Source organism: Flavobacterium sp. IC2-16 (assembly GCF_055521455.1).
This window is the reverse complement of the sequence record NZ_CM145480.1, coordinates 787,944-807,789: the sequence shown is the minus strand read 5'-3', so window position 1 is coordinate 807,789 and position 19,846 is coordinate 787,944. Positions and strand designations below refer to the sequence as shown.

At 35.6% G+C, this 19,846-nt stretch carries 19 protein-coding genes; 9 read left to right on the top strand and 10 right to left on the bottom strand.

Annotated features, from left to right (window positions below; translation table 11 throughout):
• Positions 1-22 precede the first annotated feature (22 nt).
• The 3 genes from ACZ1JT_RS03590 to ACZ1JT_RS03580 all read right to left on the bottom strand — a co-directional run bounded on the left by ACZ1JT_RS03590 (position 23) and on the right by ACZ1JT_RS03580 (position 3,162).
• A complete protein-coding gene (locus tag ACZ1JT_RS03590) occupies positions 23-2,194 on the bottom strand; it encodes a polyribonucleotide nucleotidyltransferase (protein WP_465094795.1) in 2,172 nt (723 codons plus the stop codon).
• Positions 2,195-2,333: 139 nt separating this feature from the next.
• Complete coding sequence (rpsO, locus tag ACZ1JT_RS03585) at positions 2,334-2,603, bottom strand: 30S ribosomal protein S15 (RefSeq protein WP_465094794.1); 270 nt, start codon at positions 2,601-2,603, stop codon at positions 2,334-2,336.
• 103 nt (positions 2,604-2,706) lie between these two features.
• Positions 2,707-3,162 carry a GAF domain-containing protein gene (locus ACZ1JT_RS03580; protein ID WP_465094793.1) on the bottom strand — a complete coding sequence of 152 codons (456 nt, stop codon included), beginning with the start codon at positions 3,160-3,162 and terminating at the stop codon, positions 2,707-2,709.
• Positions 3,163-3,232: 70 nt separating this feature from the next.
• Here ACZ1JT_RS03580 and xrtF point away from each other — a divergent pair, with 70 nt between their 5' ends.
• Genes xrtF through ACZ1JT_RS03540 form a run of 8 tightly spaced genes read left to right on the top strand, consistent with a single transcriptional unit; the run spans position 3,233 to position 10,411 of the window.
• Complete coding sequence (gene xrtF, locus ACZ1JT_RS03575) at positions 3,233-3,790, top strand: exosortase family protein XrtF (protein ID WP_465094792.1); 558 nt, start codon at positions 3,233-3,235, stop codon at positions 3,788-3,790.
• Positions 3,765-4,208, top strand: a complete 444-nt coding sequence (locus ACZ1JT_RS03570) for an exosortase F system-associated membrane protein (protein WP_465094791.1) — start codon at positions 3,765-3,767, stop codon at positions 4,206-4,208. The genes xrtF and ACZ1JT_RS03570 overlap by 26 nt, the downstream gene beginning before the upstream one ends.
• A gap of 34 nt (positions 4,209-4,242) precedes the next feature.
• Complete coding sequence (locus tag ACZ1JT_RS03565; protein ID WP_465094790.1) at positions 4,243-5,100, top strand: restriction endonuclease; 858 nt, start codon at positions 4,243-4,245, stop codon at positions 5,098-5,100.
• A gap of 3 nt (positions 5,101-5,103) precedes the next feature.
• Positions 5,104-6,462: an MBL fold metallo-hydrolase RNA specificity domain-containing protein gene (locus ACZ1JT_RS03560; protein ID WP_465094789.1), complete on the top strand. Its 1,359-nt coding sequence runs from the start codon at positions 5,104-5,106 to the stop codon at positions 6,460-6,462.
• Positions 6,463-6,520: 58 nt separating this feature from the next.
• Complete coding sequence (locus ACZ1JT_RS03555; protein WP_465094788.1) at positions 6,521-6,967, top strand: HYC_CC_PP family protein; 447 nt, start codon at positions 6,521-6,523, stop codon at positions 6,965-6,967.
• A 58-nt stretch (positions 6,968-7,025) separates the two neighbouring features.
• A complete protein-coding gene (locus ACZ1JT_RS03550; protein ID WP_465094787.1) occupies positions 7,026-9,266 on the top strand; it encodes a TonB-dependent receptor in 2,241 nt (746 codons plus the stop codon).
• A gap of 10 nt (positions 9,267-9,276) precedes the next feature.
• Complete coding sequence (locus ACZ1JT_RS03545) at positions 9,277-9,618, top strand: heavy-metal-associated domain-containing protein (protein ID WP_465094786.1); 342 nt, start codon at positions 9,277-9,279, stop codon at positions 9,616-9,618.
• Positions 9,619-9,661: 43 nt separating this feature from the next.
• Complete coding sequence (locus ACZ1JT_RS03540) at positions 9,662-10,411, top strand: DUF2490 domain-containing protein (protein ID WP_465094785.1); 750 nt, start codon at positions 9,662-9,664, stop codon at positions 10,409-10,411.
• A gap of 66 nt (positions 10,412-10,477) precedes the next feature.
• Here ACZ1JT_RS03540 and groL read toward each other — a convergent pair whose 3' ends face one another.
• From groL to miaB, 7 genes are all read right to left on the bottom strand, one after another.
• Positions 10,478-12,109 (bottom strand): chaperonin GroEL, encoded by a 1,632-nt coding sequence (gene groL / locus ACZ1JT_RS03535; protein WP_465094784.1) that lies wholly within the window; start codon positions 12,107-12,109, stop codon positions 10,478-10,480.
• 6 nt (positions 12,110-12,115) lie between these two features.
• On the bottom strand, positions 12,116-12,391 hold the full coding sequence (locus ACZ1JT_RS03530) for a co-chaperone GroES (RefSeq protein WP_465094783.1): 276 nt from the start codon (positions 12,389-12,391) through the stop codon (positions 12,116-12,118).
• Between the two features lie 164 nt (positions 12,392-12,555).
• A complete protein-coding gene (gene secG / locus ACZ1JT_RS03525; RefSeq protein WP_465094782.1) occupies positions 12,556-12,912 on the bottom strand; it encodes a preprotein translocase subunit SecG in 357 nt (118 codons plus the stop codon).
• 12 nt (positions 12,913-12,924) lie between these two features.
• Positions 12,925-13,809 (bottom strand): tetratricopeptide repeat protein, encoded by an 885-nt coding sequence (locus ACZ1JT_RS03520; protein WP_465094781.1) that lies wholly within the window; start codon positions 13,807-13,809, stop codon positions 12,925-12,927.
• A gap of 20 nt (positions 13,810-13,829) precedes the next feature.
• Positions 13,830-14,333: an LptE family protein gene (locus tag ACZ1JT_RS03515; protein WP_465094780.1), complete on the bottom strand. Its 504-nt coding sequence runs from the start codon at positions 14,331-14,333 to the stop codon at positions 13,830-13,832.
• 22 nt (positions 14,334-14,355) lie between these two features.
• Positions 14,356-15,615 carry a sigma-54 interaction domain-containing protein gene (locus ACZ1JT_RS03510; protein ID WP_465094779.1) on the bottom strand — a complete coding sequence of 420 codons (1,260 nt, stop codon included), beginning with the start codon at positions 15,613-15,615 and terminating at the stop codon, positions 14,356-14,358.
• Between the two features lie 65 nt (positions 15,616-15,680).
• The gene (gene miaB, locus ACZ1JT_RS03505) at positions 15,681-17,129 is read right to left on the bottom strand and encodes a tRNA (N6-isopentenyl adenosine(37)-C2)-methylthiotransferase MiaB (protein ID WP_465094778.1); all 1,449 of its coding nucleotides are present in this window, start codon (positions 17,127-17,129) and stop codon (positions 15,681-15,683) included.
• Between the two features lie 214 nt (positions 17,130-17,343).
• Here miaB and topA point away from each other — a divergent pair, with 214 nt between their 5' ends.
• Positions 17,344-19,845, top strand: coding sequence for a type I DNA topoisomerase (gene topA / locus ACZ1JT_RS03500; RefSeq protein WP_465094777.1), 2,502 nt, complete (start codon positions 17,344-17,346; stop codon positions 19,843-19,845).
• The last annotated feature ends 1 nt before the right edge of the window (position 19,846 follow it).

The window sequence follows — 19,846 nt, the reverse complement described above, 5'->3', positions numbered from 1 at the left end:
TATGAATTAATTTATTAAAAAATTAACCTTGTTGCGTATTGTCTTTTTTCTCATCTTTTTTCTCTTCACGAGGAGGGCGAGGTAAAAGCGCTTTTTTAGAAACTTTTTCTTTTCTGGTTTTTGGATCAACACCTAAGTATTTTACCATGAAAACATCTCCCATTTTTACAACATCGGCAACGTTTTCAGTGCGCTCCCATGCTAATTCAGAAACGTGTAATAAAACTTCGTTCCCTGGAGCAGCGGTATATTCTACTACAGCACCAAAGTCAAGCATTTTAACTACTTTAACTTCGTAAGCTTCGCCCATTACTGGTTTGAAAACAATTGAGTCAATTTTAGAAAGTACAGCAGCAATTCCTTCTGGGCTTGTTCCTAAAATTTCTACTACTCCTTGCTCGTCAACTTCGTTAATTACAATTGTAGTACCTGTTGCTTTTTGTAATTCTTGAATTACTTTTCCACCAGGACCAATTAATGCACCAATAAAGTTTCCAGGAATAACACGAGTGATAATTTTAGGAGCTTTTGGTTTTACTTCTGGTCTTGGTTGAGCAATGGTTTCAACTAATTTTCCAAGAATATGTAAACGACCGTCACGAGCTTGCGATAAAGCTTGTTCCATAATGTCGTAACGTAATCCGTCAATCTTGATATCCATCTGACAAGCCGTAATACCATCGGCAGTACCAGTAACTTTAAAGTCCATATCACCTAAGTGATCTTCATCACCTAAGATATCTGAAAGAACCGCGAATTTTTCTCCATCTGTGATCAATCCCATGGCAATTCCAGAAACCGGTTTTGTCATTTGAACCCCAGCATCCATTAATGCTAATGTTCCAGAACAAACTGTTGCCATAGATGACGAACCGTTTGATTCTAAAACTTCAGACACTACACGAATTGTATAAGGACAATCGGCAGGAATCATATTTTTAAGCGCACGTTGTGCTAAGTTTCCATGACCTACTTCTCTTCTTGATGTTCCTCTAAGTGGTTTTGCTTCACCAGTTGAAAAAGGAGGGAAGTTGTAATGAAGATAGAAACGCTCTTCACCTTGTTCTGATGGTAAATCGATAACATTTGCTTCTCTAGAAGTTCCTAAAGTAACAGTTGCTAATGCTTGCGTTTCTCCACGTGTAAAGATAGCTGAACCGTGTGCTGATGGTAAATAATCGATTTCTGACCAAATTGGACGAATTTCAGTTGTTTTACGACCATCTAAACGAATTCCTTTTTCCAAAATCACATTACGAACCGCTTCTTTTTGCGTTTTGTAGATGTATTTAGATACCAATTCTGCTAAATCAGCATTTTCGGCATATTCTTCTTCAGTGAATAACGCTTTTACCTCTTCTTTAATTTCGGCAAATTTCTCGCCTCTTTCTTGTTTGCTTGAAGCGGCTTCTGCAACAGCGTAGTATTTGTTGTAGCTAGCTTCTTTTACTTTAGCGTAAACTGTTTCGTCGTTTTTCTCTCCTTCATATTCTCTATAGGCAGGTGAACCTAAAGCAGTTCTCATGCGCTCTTGAGCGGCAATTTGAACTTTAATGGCTTCATGAGCAAATTTAATAGCTTCAACCATTTCTGCTTCTGAGATTTCTTTCATCTCACCTTCAACCATACAAACAGAGTCGGCAGAAGCTCCAATCATCATGTCGATATCAGATACCTCTAATTGCTCACGGCTAGGGTTGATAACTAATTTTCCATCTACTCGACCAACGCGAACTTCAGAAATTAAGTTGTAAAAAGGAATGTCTGAAACTGCTAAACATGCAGAAGCTGCAAGTCCGGCTAAAGCATCAGGCATAACGTTTTCGTCATGAGACATTAATTGAATCATAACTTGAGTCTCAGCATGATAATCGTCTGGGAAAAGCGGACGTAATACACGGTCTACAAGACGCATGGTTAATACTTCGCTATCGCTAGGACGTGCTTCTCTTTTGAAAAAACCACCTGGGAAACGTCCGGCAGCGGCAAATTTTTCACGGTAGTCTACTGTAAGGGGTAGGAAATCTACACCTGGATTGGCTGTACGGGCGGATACAGCCGTAGCTAATAACATTGCATCGCCCATACGAACCACGACAGAACCGTCGGCTTGTTTGGCTAGTTTTCCTGTTTCGATTGAGATGGTTCTACCGTCTCCCAAATCGATAATTTCTCGGGTAACTTTAGGAATCATAAAATTTAATTCTTAATTAAACAAAGGGTCATAGTTGTGTTGTTGTTGTGTAGTTGTCTAATCCCCAATGAAAAACCAAACTTTTTTCTGTCAAAATATACAAAACAAAAAGAGGCGCGCAGGCACCTCTTCTTCATGATTATTTTCTGATGTTTAATTCTTTGATAATCTCACGATATCTGTTGATATCTTTTTTCTTTAAGTAGTCAAGAAGACTTCTTCTTTTACCTACTAATTTCACAAGTGAACGCTCAGTGTTGTAATCGTGACGATTAGCTTTTAAGTGTCCAGTTAAGTGGTTGATTCTGAAAGTGAACAAAGCGATTTGCCCTTCAGCAGAACCTGTGTTTTCAGCTTTTCCTCCGTGTTTCGCGAAGATATCAGCTTTTACTTCTTTAGTTAAATACATGCTAATATTATTAAAATGATTATTATGTAAATTGAGACTGTCTCAATACGGGTGCAAAGGTAACTTTATTTTTTTAACTGGCAAATAATTCTATTGAACTTGCTTAAAATAATTTCGCTACTTCTTGATTTACAAATTCTAAGAAACGTTCATCGGCTTCAGTGAATGGGTCAATTGCATGACTGTCAATATCAATTTGCCCGATGTTGATTCCGTTTACAAAAAGAGGTACCACAATTTCCGATTTTACCGTAAAGCTACATGCAATGTAATTATCTTGTGCTTTTACGTCTGGAACTACAAAGTTAGCATTCGATTCTGCCACTTGTCCGCAAATTCCTTTTCCAAACGGAATAACAGTATGATCTGTTTCGGCTCCAACATATGGACCTAAATGTAATGTTTTGGTATCGTGGTTAGCAAAATAGAATCCAACCCAATTGTAATAAGAAATGGAATCGGATAATAATTGACAAAGGTTTTTGAGTTTTTCGTCACGCGACTTCTCGTTTTGTGAAAGTGTTTCAATAACCTTGGGTTGTAATTCCTGAAAGTTCATGTTTTTAGTTTTGTGCAAAAGTATTTATTTGTACTCTTTTAATTTTTATATTTTTGTTAAAATCAATTTTGTGAAAAACATTTTACGCTCATACAGGCCTTTTATTATGTTTCTGGTTAAGTTTTTACTGGTGTATGTGGTGCTAACTGCTGGATATAGGTATTACCTGTCCGGTTATGATGCTAAAAGTTTAGAGGTAGACGGATTTACAAAAATGGTGGCTCATCAATCTAAAGATGTTCTCTTTTTATTTGGGAAAGAAGCAAAGGTTGAGCAAAATATTTTTGAACCTTGTTTGAATTTATTATATCAAGGTAAATTTGTGGCTCGAATTATAGAAGGTTGTAATGCGTTGAGTGTTATGATCTTGTTTGCTGCTTTTGTATTTGCTTTTTCCTCAAAATGGTTTAGAACTCTTGGGTACATTATTTTAGGTTGTTTGTTAATTCATCTTTTAAATGTGTTGCGAATATCGCTTCTTGCGGTTGCACTATATAATTTTCCAGAATGTGAAAATGTATTACACGGCGTAGTTTTTCCGTTGTTTATATATAGTGTGGTTTTTGTTCTTTGGGTTTTATGGATTAAAAAGTTTTCGGGCTATGATAAAAGAAATCCTAAGAAATAAAACCACAATTTTTGGGTTAGTAATTCTAACTAGTTTGTTGGTTTTGGTTCGCATGTTCGAAACGAAATTGTTTTACGATCCGTTTTTGGATTTTTTCAAATCCGATTTTCAAAACAAACCGCTACCGGAATTTGACTTGCTTAAATTGCTTTTCGGTATTTTTATTAGATATTTCTTGAATTCAATACTGTCAATCGGTATCATTTATTTGGTATTTAAAGACAAACAGCTGTTGCAATTCACAGGACTACTTTATGGAGTATTCGTCATCGTCTTGGTAGCCGCTTTTTTATTCATTCTTTACGGATGCAACCAACCGGATTATGTATTCCTGTTTTATGTACGCCGATTTTTAATTCAGCCTTTATTCTTGGTTTTGTTTCTTCCTGCTTTTTATTATCAGAAAAAAGTTTCCTAAAAAATTTCGTACCTTTAATTGAAAGGATGAGATTATGAAAGTTGTTAAACAATCTGGGGATATCGTTTATTTTGATAGAGAAAAATTGCGTAATTCCCTTCAGCTTTCCGGTGCTACAAAAGAAAAAATTGAAGATATTCTTGGTGCCATAGAAAGGGAGATTTATGATGGAATGCCTACTCGAAAAATATATAAAATGGCATTTCAATTATTAAAAAAAACGTCTAAAGTTCATGCCGCTCGATATAACTTAAGAGCTGCTATTCAAGCATTGGGTCCTGCCGGTTTTTTTTTCGAAAAATATATTGCGCTATTGTTCCGTACCGAAGGGTATGCTGTTCAAACCAATATCACGCTTAACGGGAAATGTGTTTCGCATGAGGTGGATGTAATGGTTAAAAAAGATGGCGTTGTAGCTATGGTAGAATGTAAATTTCATAGTAGTAATGAAATCAAATCCGATGTTAAAATTCCAATGTATATTTTATCGCGGTTTAATGATTTAAAAGGGAAAAACCATTCCGTTTTTAGTCAGAGTGACACTATCAGTCGGTGTTGGTTAATCACAAACAATCGTTTTACATCGGAAGCAATTCAATTTGGCACTTGTTCTAATTTGAAACTTGTCAGTTGGGATTTTCCTGCGAATTCTTGCTTGAAGTATAAGATTGAAGAGAACGGACTGTATCCGGTTACTTGTCTGACTACATTAACACAATACGAAAAAGAAAAACTGCTAATTAGCGAGGTGCTTTTGGCATCTGAATTAATAGGAAATAGTAAGTTGTTAACCGATATCGGAATTAATCACAATAGAGCTAAAAACATTATTAAAGAAGCTTCCGAGTTATGTGATTATGTTGGGAATAAATGTGCCATTTTTAATGTTTGAGTTATGAAAATACAATTTTTAGGAGCTGCAGGAACGGTAACGGGATCAAAAACCCTTATAGAATCCAACGGAATTCGCATTCTACTAGATTGCGGATTGTTTCAAGGCGGACACGAATTGCGCCAGCAAAATTGGGAGCCTTTGCCAGTGTTGCCTTCAACTATCGATTTTGTATTGCTCACACACGGACATCTTGATCATTGTGGTTGGTTGCCACTTTTGGTTAAACAAGGCTTTGAGGGTAAAATTTACTGTACGAGTCCAACTAAATCCATTGTTAAGTTAATTCTTAGAGATAGTGCAAAAATTCAGGAAGAAGAAGCCGAAAAAGCAAATAAGGAAAAATATTCCAAACACAATCCGGCCGAACCTTTATACACTATAGAAGATGCAGAAAAAGTGTTGCCGTTTTTTCGAGTAATTGAATTGGAAGAAGAATTTAATTTGGATCCTGCAATTTCTGTTCGTTATTTTTATGCTTCTCATATTTTAGGAGCATGTTCTATTGAGCTGAATTTAGAAGGGAAAAAAATGGTTTTTTCTGGAGATATTGGGCGTGATAATGATGATTTACTTTTTCCGTCGGTAAAACCTAAAAAAGCCGATTATGTTTTTCTGGAAAGTACTTATGGTGATACGTTGCATCCGGATAGCTCACCAAAAGATGAATTAGCAGAATACATCACAGAAGCTTTCAATAACGGGGGTAATGTGGTAATTCCAAGTTTTGCCGTAGAACGGGCTCAGGCGATAATGTATCTTATATGGCAACTTAAAAACGAAGGACGAATTCCAGATATGCCTTATATTATTGATACTCCAATGGGAATAACCATGTTAGATCTTTTTACCGAAAATCAGCAATGGCACAAACTCAGAAGAAATGAGTGTGAACAGATGTGTCGAATGTTTACTATGATTGAAAGATATGAAGATACTATTGCGACCATCTATGACAATCAACCTAAAGTAATTATTGCTGCCAGTGGTATGTTAACTGGGGGTCGGGTTTTAAGCTATTTGGAAAGATATATTGTAAAACCGGAGACAACTGTAATTATTGTAGGATTTCAAGCCGAAGGTACTCGAGGAAGAAAATTGCTCGATGGAGCGAAAGAAATCAAAATTTATGGGAAGTATTATCCTGTAGAGGCTAAAATTGTGGAGATAGAGGGGTTGTCGGCTCACGGTGATCAAAAGGATTTGTTGAATTGGTTGGCGAATATTGAAGTTAAACCACAAACTATTTTTTTGGTACATGGCGAACATGAAGCGCTAAAAGCACTCAGTTTGAAAATCAAGGAAAACTATGGGGTTACTTGTGAAATACCCTATCAGGGTCAGGTAGTGGAAATCAATTAACAGTAATTTTGGATTCCAATTTCAAGAATTAGTGTAAATTTGCATGCAACATATTCAAATGAAAGTAAATAAGCACATATGTTTTCTTTTGTCAATGCTGATATTGGTTTCCAATGTTGGTTTGGCCTTTAATGTGCATTATTGTGGTGGTGAAATAGCCGGAATCTCACTGGATTATAAAAAAACCGAACCTTGTATAGAAGAAAAGGTTCAAGAAGAAAATCCGCAGGAAGAAAAAGCGTGTTGTGCTTCGGCTACAAAACACGATAGTTGTTGTTCTAACAATAAAGTTCATATCAAGAAAACAATTTCCGATGAGGTTATAATTAAAAGTTTTCAACTTGATTTAGGACTTTTTACTGTTATTGATACTTTTGAACCTATTGTAAAGCCTTCTACTCAAGAATCGGTAGAGGCTATTAATATTCCTTCCTTTTATTGCGAGAGTAATGCTCCGCCATTGTATAAGCTTCACTGTCAGTATATTTTCTACGATAAATTTTAATGTTTTGGAATTCCGATAATTCGGAATCAATAGCGTATAAACATTAAAATTAAAATTCATGAAAAAATATATAATGGTTTTCTTTCTAATGCTATCAACTATAGTATTAGCCCAAGAGAACGTGTCGGGTTTTGTAACCGACGAAAACAACAAACCTCTTATGGGGGCTTCTGTAATATGGAAAAATTCGGAAGTAGGTACCATGACAGACGATCAAGGACATTTTATACTGCCCATGAATCCAGGAAGTCACGAAATTGTCTTGAGTTTTGTGGGATATGAAAGCGTAAGTTTAATGGTTCATGAACCAAAAGAAATTACCGTTCAAATGAAACCTTCTAAAGCTTTAGATGCCGTTATCGTTGAAGCCAAGCGAAATTCACTTCAAAAATCATACACAAAAACGGCCAACGTTACTACTATGAGTGGGAAAGAGCTATTGAAAGCTGCTTGTTGTAATTTGTCAGAAAGTTTTGAAACCAATCCATCTATCGATGTTAATTTTTCTGATGCCATTTCAGGAAGTAAACAAATAAAAATGCTTGGACTTACAAGCCCCTATATTTTAATTGCCGAAGAAAATATTCCATCGGTTAGAGGTGCTTCTCAAGCATATGGATTATCGTTCATTCCGGGAACTTGGGTAGAAAGTATTCAAATTACTAAAGGTGCTGGAAGTGTGGTTAACGGGTATGAAAGTATTTCAGGTCAAATTAATACCGAATTAATTAAGCCGGCAAATGATATTCCTTTCTATTTGAATGCATACGGTTCTACTGATAGTCGTTTTGAATTGAATACCCATTTTAATAGAAAATTGAACGACAAACTCAGTACAAGTCTTTTTGTTCATGGAAATACACGAGTGTCTAAAAACGACATGAATAATGATGGCTTTTTGGATAATCCGTTAGGAAAACAAATTAATGTCATGAATCGTTGGCAATATAATAACTTGGAAAAAGGATGGGTTAGTTTCTTGAATGTTCGGTATATGAAAGATGAAAAGCAAACCGGCCAATTGGAATTCGATCCCAACCGCAATAAGTTAACAATGAATTATTGGGGTTCTGAAATTAATACCGAAAAATTAGAAATGTCATCTAAATTGGGCTATGTTTTTCCAGATATGCCTTGGCAAAGTATTGGGTTTCAGAATTCGTTTAATTATCATAAACAAAATTCGTATTTCGGTTTAAATCAATATGATATTCAGCAAAATAGTTTTTATTCCAATCTGATTTTTAATTCGATAATCAATAACACCCTGAATAAATTTGCTACAGGGTTGAATTTTACGTCAGATGATTATAATGAATATGTAATGGTTAATGCCATGTCGAATGTGAGTAGACGCGATAATTCCATTGGTGCTTTTTTTGAATATACTTACGATAATACCGATAATTTCAGTATAGTTACAGGAGCTCGATTTGATGTTCATAACCGTTTGGGAGCTTTCTTTACTCCAAGAATTCACATGCGATATAATCCATGGGAGAAAGCCGTTTTAAGAGCTTCGGCAGGTCGAGGAAAACGAAGTGCCAATATTTTTGCCGAAAATCAAAACTTGTTTGCTTCATCAAGAGATTTTTCGATTATAAATGCAAACGGTAAAATTTACGGACTTGATCCAGAAATCGCTTGGAATTATGGATTGAGCTTTATGCAAGGTTTTCAACTATTCGGAAAAAAGGCAGAAGTGACAGTCGATTATTATAGAACCGATTTTCAAAATCAAGTAGTGGTCGATTTAGATGTGAGTCCGCAACAAGTAGTTTTTCATAATCTTCAGGGGAACTCGTATGCAAACAGTTTGCAAATCGATTTTAATGTAGATTTAATGAAGCATTTGTCGGTTCGAACAGCTTATAAGTATTACGATATAAAAACAGCTTATATATCAGGAATGTTAGAAAGACCGTTGCAAGCGAAACATCGATTTTTTACGAATTTAGCTTACGAAACACACATTAAAGAAAAAGGTAGACAATGGAAGTTTGACTTCACCTATAATTGGATGGGAAAACAACGTTTACCAAATACCAAAACCAATCCGGATGGCTATCGTTTGCGTGAATTTACCAATCCGTTTTCGGTTATGAATACGCAAATTACGCGTACATTTTCGAGTGTGTTTGAAGCATATGTTGGTGGAGAAAATATTGGCAATTACAAACAAAAAAATCCTATTTTAGGTTCTAATGATCCGTTTGGTCCATATTTTGATAGTTCTATGATATATGCGCCGGTTTTCGGACAGATGTATTATGCAGGTATTCGATTTAAAATTAAATAATAATATAAAAATGAAAAAGATAGTAGTAGTGTTATTGGTTTCTCTTTTTGGGTTTGTAATGCAAGCGCAAGAGAAAAAAAATAAAAATGCAAAAGCCGATGTTGAGGTTAAGGGAAATTGCGATATGTGCAAAAAGCGAATAGAAAAAGCTGCATATTCGGTTTCGGGAGTTAAATCGGCAGTTTGGCATTCGGATGATCAAATGTTGCATTTGGTTTATAACGAACAAAAATGTTCCAAAATGGAAGTTGAAAAAGCAATTGCTAAAGCAGGTCACGATACTCAAGAAGTAAAAGCTACAGATGCTGAATACAATAGCCTTCACGGATGTTGCCAGTATGATCGTAAGTAAATGAGTGAAATCGTTTCTTTAGAAATGCTTTGAAATAATTAGAATGAAGAACAAAATAAATTTTTTGTGGTTTTCTTTTGCTGTTATTTTTGTTTTTAATGCTTCAGCTCAAGAGACTGTAATTTATGATAAAACCAATACTTGGTTTACGGTATTAAATCGTTTAACATTAAATTCTAAATGGAGTATATCAAATGAGTTGCACGAAAGAACCGGGGCTTTTTTAAATGAGCAGGGAACTTTTTTGTGGCGTCCGTCTATAGATTACCATTGTAATTCTGATGTTGAATTTAGCCTTGGGTATTCGTATCTAAACAGTCAACCAAACGAACCCAATCCCAACCCAAAAATCAATGTTTTGGAAAATAATATTTGGGAACAGGTGTTATTGAAACATAAAGTTGGAAAAGTTGGATTTCAGCACCGTTTGCGCCAAGAACATCGTTGGCAAGATAAAGTGACTTTGAATTCCGAAGGAGAATATTATAAAAATGGGACTAACTTTTCGAACCGTTTTCGATATCGATTAACACTTAATACACCCGTTAAAAAATGGGAAAATCAAACAGAACTTTTTTTTCAAGGGTTTGATGAAGTGTGGCTTTCGCAAAACGATGGTCTGGCCTTGAAAAATTTATCTAGAAACTGGTTGTATCTAGGGTTAGGCTATAAATTCAATCCTAAAACCAATATTCAAGTAGGATACATGAATCAGTGGGATATATTGGGTGGAGATACTTATATTTCCACACCAATAATTCAAACAACATTTGTTAGAAATTTCGATTTGTAATCTTGATTGATACTAAAAAAAGCCGTTCATTTGAACGGCTTTTTTTATTTCGAAATTATAAATGAATTACATCATTCCAGGCATTCCGCCACCCATTGGCATTCCGCCGCCGGCATTTTCTTCTTTAATTTCTACTAAAGCACATTCGGTAGTTAGAATCATACCCGAAACAGAAGCAGCATTTTCCAAGGCTACACGAGTTACTTTTTTAGGGTCGATAACACCTGCTTTAAGCATATCTACATATTGATCGGTTTTTGCATTGTATCCAAAATTGTCTTTTCCTTCAGAAACTTTAGCTACCACTACAGAACCTTCTAGACCTGCATTTTCAACAATAGTTCTTAAAGGCGCTTCTACTGCTCTAGCAACAATTTGAATTCCAGTTGCTTCATCGGCATTGTCGGCTTTTACTTTGTCAAGTACTTTTTTAGCTCTTAATAAAGCAACACCACCACCGGCAACAATTCCTTCTTCTACAGCAGCTCTAGTTGCATGTAAAGCATCGTCTACACGGTCTTTTTTCTCTTTCATTTCAACTTCAGAAGCTGCTCCTACGTACAATACAGCAACACCGCCAGCTAATTTAGCCAAACGCTCTTGTAATTTTTCTCTATCGTAATCCGATGTTGAAGATTCCATTTGAGCTTTTATTTGGTTAACACGATTTTTAATCATGTCGGCATCACCAGCACCATTTACTATAGTAGAGTTGTCTTTGTCGATAGTCACTTTTTCTGCAGTACCTAACATTTCTAAAGTTGCGTTTTCTAGGTTGTATCCGCTTTCTTCAGAAATTACTACACCACCCGTTAAAATAGCAATATCTTCTAACATGGCTTTTCTACGGTCGCCAAAGCCTGGCGCTTTAACAGCAGCAATTTTTAACGCCCCTCTTAATTTATTTACGACTAATGTTGATAACGCTTCCCCGTCTACATCTTCAGCAATAATTAATAATGGTTTTCCAGATTGCGCTACCGGCTCTAAAATTGGTAATAATTCTTTTAAAGAAGATACTTTTTTATCGTATAGTAAAATGTAAGGTCTTTCTAACTCTACTTCCATTTTTTCTGTATTAGTTACGAAATATGGAGATAAATAGCCTCTGTCGAATTGCATTCCTTCAACAACATCTACATAAGTATCGGTTCCTTTTGCTTCTTCAACAGTAATTACGCCTTCTTTTCCAACTTTTTTGAAAGCTGTTGCAATTAAATCACCAATTACATCGTCGTTGTTGGCTGAAATAGATGCTACTTGTTTGATTTTATCGGCAGATGAACCTACTTCTTTAGCTTGTTTTCCTAAATCGGCTACAATGGCTTCAACCGCTTTGTCGATACCGCGTTTTAAATCCATTGGATTGGCACCTGCTGCTACGTTTTTTAATCCTTCTTTTACAATTGCTTGTGCTAAAACTGTAGCTGTAGTTGTTCCGTCTCCAGCTAAATCATTAGTTTTTGAAGCTACTTCTTTTACCATTTGAGCTCCCATATTTTCAAGAGCATCTTTTAACTCCACTTCTTTAGCAACAGAAACTCCATCTTTGGTTACTGTTGGTGCGCCAAACGATTTTGAAATAATTACATTTCTTCCTTTAGGGCCTAATGTTACTTTAACTGCATTTGCTAATGCATCAACACCGCGTTTTAAACCATCGCGTGCTTCAATGTCGAATTTAATATCTTTTGCCATTTTGTTTTAGATAATTGCTAGAATATCGTCTTCTCGCATGATTAAATAATCTTTTCCTTCAAATTTTAAATCGGTACCTGCATATTTTCCGTATAAAACAGTATCTCCAATTTTAACGGTCATAGTGTGATCTTTTGTTCCGTTACCTACTGCAACAACAGTACCTTTCTGTGGTTTTTCTTTTGCAGTGTCAGGAATAATGATTCCTGAAGCAGTTTGCGTTTCAGCAGCTGCAGGTTCAACAAGAACGCGGTCTGAAAGAGGTTTGATTTTTAATGCCATATTGTAAGGTTTTAATATTGTATTTAATTTTTTCTCTTTTTTAGCTTTACTGTGTAGGCTATAGCCTCTAGTCAGAAATTGTGCCAAGTGTTTTAGACTGACAAATTTACTAAATAAAAATGCCAGCACTGACAGGCTGGCATTTTGAATTTTTTTGACAATGCTTATTTTTTAGCTTCTTCTGTAGCTGCTGGTTGAGCCGCTTCAGGAGTTGTAGGTGCATCACTTTTTGGAGCAGTTGTTGCAGCTGGTGCTGGTGTGCTGTTGTCGATTAATTTTGAACCGCTATCACTTAAAGTTCCAGTGAAACTTAAACTTGATAACAAAATTAAAGCGATTAATAAACCAGCTAACGTCCAAGTACTTTTGTCTAAGAAGTCGTTGGTTTTTTGTACACCACCCATCATTTGGCTACCACCAATTGAAGAAGATAAACCTCCTCCTTTAGGGTTTTGAACCATAATTACTACTACAAGTAAAAAACAAACAATAGTGATTAACACTAAAAAAATTGAAAACATATTGTAATACTTTTAATTATTATTTTGTTGTAACTGTTTAATATCTAAAATTCGGTCTGCAAAGAAACTACTTTTTTCTGGATATTTCAAAATTAAAATTTCATAAGCTTGAATCGCTTTTTGATACTTTTTTTGTTCCAAATACACCTTCGCTAAAGTTTCAGTCATTAAGTATGAGTTGTCTTGTGTGGATTTCTCAATGTTTATAGGGTTTGCAGGGGTGTTTTTAACTGGTGTTATTTTGGGATTACTTTCGATAAACTTGTCGATTAATTCCAATTTTTTCTTTCGTTCCTCATCAATACTTTCCTCATTATCCTGCTCTTTTCGCTCAATAGGAGTTAATTTTGCCAATTGCAGCCATTCTTGAAACGAATGTTTTTCTCCTTCTGAAAATTCCAGTGGCTTCCCAATTTCCAGTTTTGTTTCTACAGCCTCAGTTGATTCTATAGTTTCTTCGGTTTCTAGAATTATAATTTCAGGGGTTTCAATTTCAATTTTTGGTTCTGCAATTTGAATTGAAGTCAAAATAGATTGTTCTAACGCGTTCGATTTAGGTTGTACTTCAATTTTATCGTTTACTACTATTTTATATTGATTCACAATAATATCGTGAATTGCTTTTTCCTTCTCTTCCAAAAACGCCTTCTGAATGGCTGTGAAATTTTCGGAAGTAATAAATTCAAACAAAACACTTCGGTCTGTAGTATAAGCAGCTGTTTTTTTTAACTCTTGGTTGTAACGAAAACTATTCTGATTGTATAAACCTTTTAAATGAACAGCTCTGGCCGATTGAAAATAGGGAAACTCAGAAAGCACTACCTCCAATTCTATTGTTTGGCGCCCATTTACCGAATTCGGTTTGTTGATTAAATATGTTAAATCGTTACTGTTCAAGGTTTATTTTTTAATTGGAATTACCATTTAGCTAGTGAGGCGTTAAAAATATCTTGCGTAATTCTTGTGAAAATCTCATCTAAAGCAGAGGATAATCTAGAGCCTACTAACTGTTCATTGCCAGGGAAGTCGTAATAAAATGAAAACTTCTTTTCAAAGTCATCATCCGATTTCTTTTTGTTGGTAAATCGAACATTAACAGCTATAGTTAGCCTATTTTGTGCCGCCAATTGATCTGCTGTAGCTGTCATTGGTGTAATTCTATAGTCGGTTATTTCGCCTTCGTATACTAAATCGCCATTGGTATTGGTTAGATTTAAATTGGTTTGGTTCTGAAGAATCTCTTGTAGCTTTAAAGTAAAAGTTCGCTCAATACCAGGCTCAACCAATGCTGATGTATTTTGAAAATAATTTACCTGAAACGTTTTGGCATCTATTTTTCCAGTACCTGTGAAATTATAGTATGAGCAACTGTTTAACCCAAAAGCTAATAAAAGAAAAGCGATATATTTTATGTGTTTCATGAAGTTGTAAAAGCCAAATATACTATAAATCAAATTGTTTTATTTTACGATACAGTGTTCTTTCCGAAATTCCTAATTCGTCTGCAGCAGCTTTGCGTTTTCCTTTGTTGCGTTCCAATGCTTTTTTAATGAGCTCAATTTCTTTTTCGTCTAAACGCAGTGAATCGGCTTCTTCCACAGTTTCGGCGAATAAATAATTTTGGTCGTCATCATCTTCGAAATCGTCATCAAGATGTTGATTTTGCACCGGGATAGCCGTTATGGCAGGTTCATCAAACGGGATGTCGTTTTCTTCTTTCTGACCGTAAATGCGTTGAATTAACGATTTGTTGGTCTCTTGAACATTTTTCACATTCCCAGATTGCATTAACTCTAAAGTAAGTTTTTTCAAGTCGTTCAAATCGCTTTTCATGTCAAAAAGGATTTTATAAAGAATTTCTCTTTCCGAACCGAAATCACTTTCCGATTTTTTTGCTACTACCGAAGGTAAATTAGCGCCATCGGCAGGCAAATACGATTGTAAGGTTTGCAGTGAAATATCACGATTGGTTTCAAGTACCGAAATTTGCTCGGCAGCATTGCGTAACTGACGAATATTTCCACTCCAGCGGTATTTCAATAAATACTGAACCGCGTTATCATCTAATTTAATAGGTGGCATTTTGTATTTGTGGGCGAAATCTGAAGCAAATTTTCGAAACAACAAGTGTATGTCATCTTTTCGCTCACGAAGCGGTGGTAGTCCAATTTCAACAGTACTCAAACGGTAGTATAAATCTTCACGAAATTTGCCTTTTTCGATTGCTTCTTGCATTTGAACATTTGTTGCGGCTACAATTCGAACATTGGTTTTTTGAACTTGCGATGAACCTACTTTAATAAATTCACCGTTTTCTAAAACACGCAATAAACGAACTTGAGTAGTTAGAGGCAATTCGCCTACTTCGTCCAAAAAGATGGTTCCGCCATCGGCTACTTCAAAATAGCCTTCACGTGTAGAAGTGGCTCCGGTAAAAGAGCCTTTTTCATGTCCGAACAATTCACTGTCAATGGTTCCTTCTGGAATCGCACCACAGTTAACGGCAATGTATTTGCCATGTTTGCGATGTGAAAGTGCATGGATGATTTTCGGAATACTTTCTTTACCAACACCACTTTCTCCAGTTACCAATACCGAAATATCGGTTGGAGCAACCTGAATGGCTTTTTCAATGGCGCGATTGAGTTTCGGGTCGTTCCCGATAATTTCAAATCGTTGTTTTATGGCTTGAACTGATTCCATGTATATTAATACGTTATAATTGACGATGAGTAATTATGAACTCACATCAGTTATGAATTGTTTTGTTAATTCATTTCGCTAGAAAATCCAACAGCTTCACCAATAAGTGTTGCTGAAGTACAATCGCTGATTTTTACCAGTACGAAATCACCAGGTTTGTAATTTTCTTTTGGAAAAACCACTACTGTGTTTTGTGAATTTCTACCCGACCAATGTGCATCGGAACGTTTCGATTCTTTTTCTACCAAAACTTCAACGGTTTGCCCTACAAAACGTTGGGTTCTTTCCAAAGACATTTTTTGTTGTAAATCGATAATTTCGTTTAGTCTGCGTTTTTTTACTTCTTCAGGAACATCATCTTCCATTTTTCTAGCTGCTAAAGTTCCAGGTCTTTCCGAGTAGGCAAACATGAAGCCAAAATCATATTTTACATGTTCCATCAAGCTTAGGGTGTCTTGGTGGTCTTCTTCGGTTTCAGTTGGGAATCCTGAAATCATATCTTGCGACAAGGATATTTCAGGGATGATTTCGTAAATTTTGTCAACCAATGTGATATATTCTTCACGAGTATGCTGACGGTTCATTTCTTGTAGAATACGAGTACTTCCCGATTGTACCGGTAAGTGAATGTATTTACAGATGTTATGATGTTTTGCCATTACTTCAATTACCTCGACATGCATATCTTGAGGATTTGAAGTTGAAAAACGAAAACGCATTTTAGGAAACTGAGTAGCACACATATCTAATAGTTGTGCAAAATCTACTGCAGTTGCTTTCTGCATTTCTGTAGCCTTTTCGAAGTCTTTCTTTAAACCACCTCCATACCAAAGGAAACTGTCTACATTTTGGCCTAATAAAGTAACTTCTTTAAATCCTTTTGACCATAAATCTTGAATTTCTTCAATAATCGATTGAGGATCACGGCTTCTTTCTCTACCACGAGTGAACGGTACAACACAAAAGGTACACATGTTGTCACAACCACGAGTAATTGAAACAAAAGCGGTTACACCATTACTTTGTAAACGTACCGGAGAAATGTCGCCATACGTTTCATCTTTCGATAAAATAACATTTATAGCATCACGGCCTTCTTCTACTTCTTTTAAAAGGTTCGGAATGTCTTTATAGGCATCAGGTCCAACAACCATGTCTACAATTTTTTCTTCTTCAAGAAATTTACTCTTTAAACGTTCGGCCATACAGCCCAAAACGCCTACTTTCATTCCTGGATTTATTTTTTTTACAGCATTGTATTGCTCCAAACGTTTGCGAACAGTTTGTTCAGCTTTGTCACGAATCGAACACGTATTCACCAATACCAAGTCGGCCTCTTCAAGATTCTGAGTTGTATTGTAACCTTGTTCGTTTAAAATAGAGGCCACAATTTCACTATCTGAAAAGTTCATCTGACAGCCGTAGCTTTCAATAAATAACTTTTTTTGGTTTTCTTTTTTCTGTTCCGTAACAAGACTGGTGCCTTGTTTGTTTTCTTCAATAATCTTTTCCATAAATCACATCAAGGTGTAAAAATCAGTCTGCAAAGATAATACTAAATTTGACTTTCTGCCAAGATGGCAGATTTAGTTTAACATTTCTTTCAAAAATATATACCTATATATATAGGTATACTAAATTACTTTAAACGACAAAATTTACTTTTAAAATCGGAAAAACTTGATATTTAAAAAAATCCTATACTTTTGCGGTTCAAATAAAGAGTAAATGGCAAAGAATTTAGTTATCGTTGAGTCGCCTGCCAAGGCAAAAACCATTGAAAAATTTCTTGGGAAAGATTATCAGGTGGAGTCTAGTTATGGACACATTGCAGATCTTCCTTCTAAAGAAATTGGAGTAGATGTGCAAAATAACTTCAAACCTAAATATGAAGTTTCCTCGGATAAGAAAGCATTGGTGAAAAAACTCAAAGATTTATCTAAATCAGCTGAAACAGTTTGGTTGGCTTCCGATGAGGACCGTGAAGGAGAAGCTATTGCATGGCATTTGGCAGAGGAGTTGAAATTGGATGAGAAGAAAACCAAACGTATTGTTTTTCATGAGATTACAAAAACGGCAATTCAAAAAGCTATTGAAAATCCACGAAGTATAGATTATAATTTGGTTAATGCGCAGCAAGCTAGACGTGTTTTGGATCGTTTGGTAGGTTATGAGTTGTCACCCGTACTTTGGAAAAAAGTAAAAGGAGGATTGTCTGCCGGTCGTGTGCAATCTGTTTCTGTTCGTTTGATTGTGGAACGTGAAAGAGAAATTCAAAATTTCAAAGCAGAAGCATCTTATAGTGTAACAGCTGAATTCACGAATGAAGCTGGGAAAACGTTTAAGGCAAAGTTGCCTAAAAATTTTGCAACCAAACAAGAAGCCGAAAATTTCTTGAAACAAAATATAGGTTCTGCATATAAAGTATCGGATTTAGAAACAAAACCGACCAAAAAATCTCCAGCAGCACCATTTACTACATCTACTTTACAACAGGAGGCAGCTCGTAAGTTGTATTTTCCGGTAGGAGTAACCATGATGATGGCGCAACGCTTGTATGAGGCAGGATTGATTACGTATATGAGAACCGACAGTGTGAATCTTTCTAACGAGGCTATGGCAGCTGCTGAAGCCGAAATTAGTAAATCGTACGGAAAGGAATTCAGTAAGCCAAGAAATTACGCAACAAAATCAAAAGGAGCGCAGGAAGCCCATGAGGCAATACGTCCTACAGATATGTCACGTCATACGGTAGATATCGATAGAGATCAGGCTCGTTTGTATGATTTGATATGGAAAAGAACTTTGGCATCACAAATGAGTGATGCGCAATTGGAGCGAACTAATGTGAAAATTGAAGCAAACAATCATAAAGAACTTTTTTCAGCAACTGGTGAAGTTATAAAGTTTGAAGGTTTCTTAAAGGTATATTTGGAAGGTCACGATGATGAGGAAGAAGAACAAGAAGGAATGTTGCCTTCTTTAAAAGTAAATGAAAAACTTGTCAATAATTATATAACAGCTACAGAACGTTTTTCTAGAGCTGCAGCACGATATACAGAAGCTTCGTTGGTTAAAAAGTTAGAAGAATTAGGTATTGGGCGTCCATCAACATACGCGCCAACTATTTCGACTATTATCAATAGAAATTATGTAGAGAAAGGTAATTTTGAAGGACAAGAGCGAAAATACCAAATGCTTACCTTGAAAGGTTCAGAAGTGAAATCTGAAGAATTGAAAGAAAATGTAGGTTCAGATAAAGGAAAATTAGTGCCTACCGATATAGGTATTATTGTAAATGACTTTTTGGTTAAAAATTTCGAGACTATTTTAGATTATAATTTCACAGCCAAAGTAGAGCAAGATTTTGATGAAATTGCAGCGGGTAATGAAGATTGGGCTAAAATGATGAGTGATTTTTACAATCATTTTCACCCTATAGTGTCTAAAGTTGAAACCACGGCCGAACGTGAAACTGGAGAGCGTATTTTAGGTGTTGATCCAAAATCGGGAAAACAGGTATCTGTTCGTTTGGGTAAATTTGGACCGATGGCACAAATTGGTGATATTGATGAGGAAAACAAACAATTTGCAAGTTTAAGACCAGAACAAAATATAGGAAGTATCACTTTGGAAGAAGCATTGAATTTATTTTTGCTTCCTAAAATTGTGGGTACTTATAAAGGTGAAGAAATAGAAGTTAACAATGGTAGATTTGGACCTTATGTTCGATTTGGTAAAACTTTTGTTTCACTTTCCAAAGGAGAAGAACCGCTAGATGTTACTTTAGAACGTGCTCTGGAGCTGATTAAAGAAAAAGAACAAGCCGATGCGCCTATTGCAATGTATAAAAACATGGAAGTGCAGAAAGGGGTTGGACGTTTTGGACCATTTATCAAATGGAACGGCATGTTTATTAATGTTAGTAAAAAATATAATTTTGATAATTTATCTCAAGAGAATATTGCTGAATTGATTGAAGATAAACTACAAAAAGACATTGATAAAGTAATTCATAATTGGGAATCAGAAGGGATTCGTGTTGAAAAAGCAAGATGGGGTCGTTCCGTAATTACCAAGGGAAAAATAAAAATTGAATTGAGCAAAGATGTAGACGCTGCTAAAATGACGTTGGAAGAGGTTAAAGAATTAATCGAGAAGAAAGCACCGGCTAAAAAAGCTACAGCAAAGAAAGCGCCAGCAAAAAAAGCAACGACTAAAAAGAAATAAC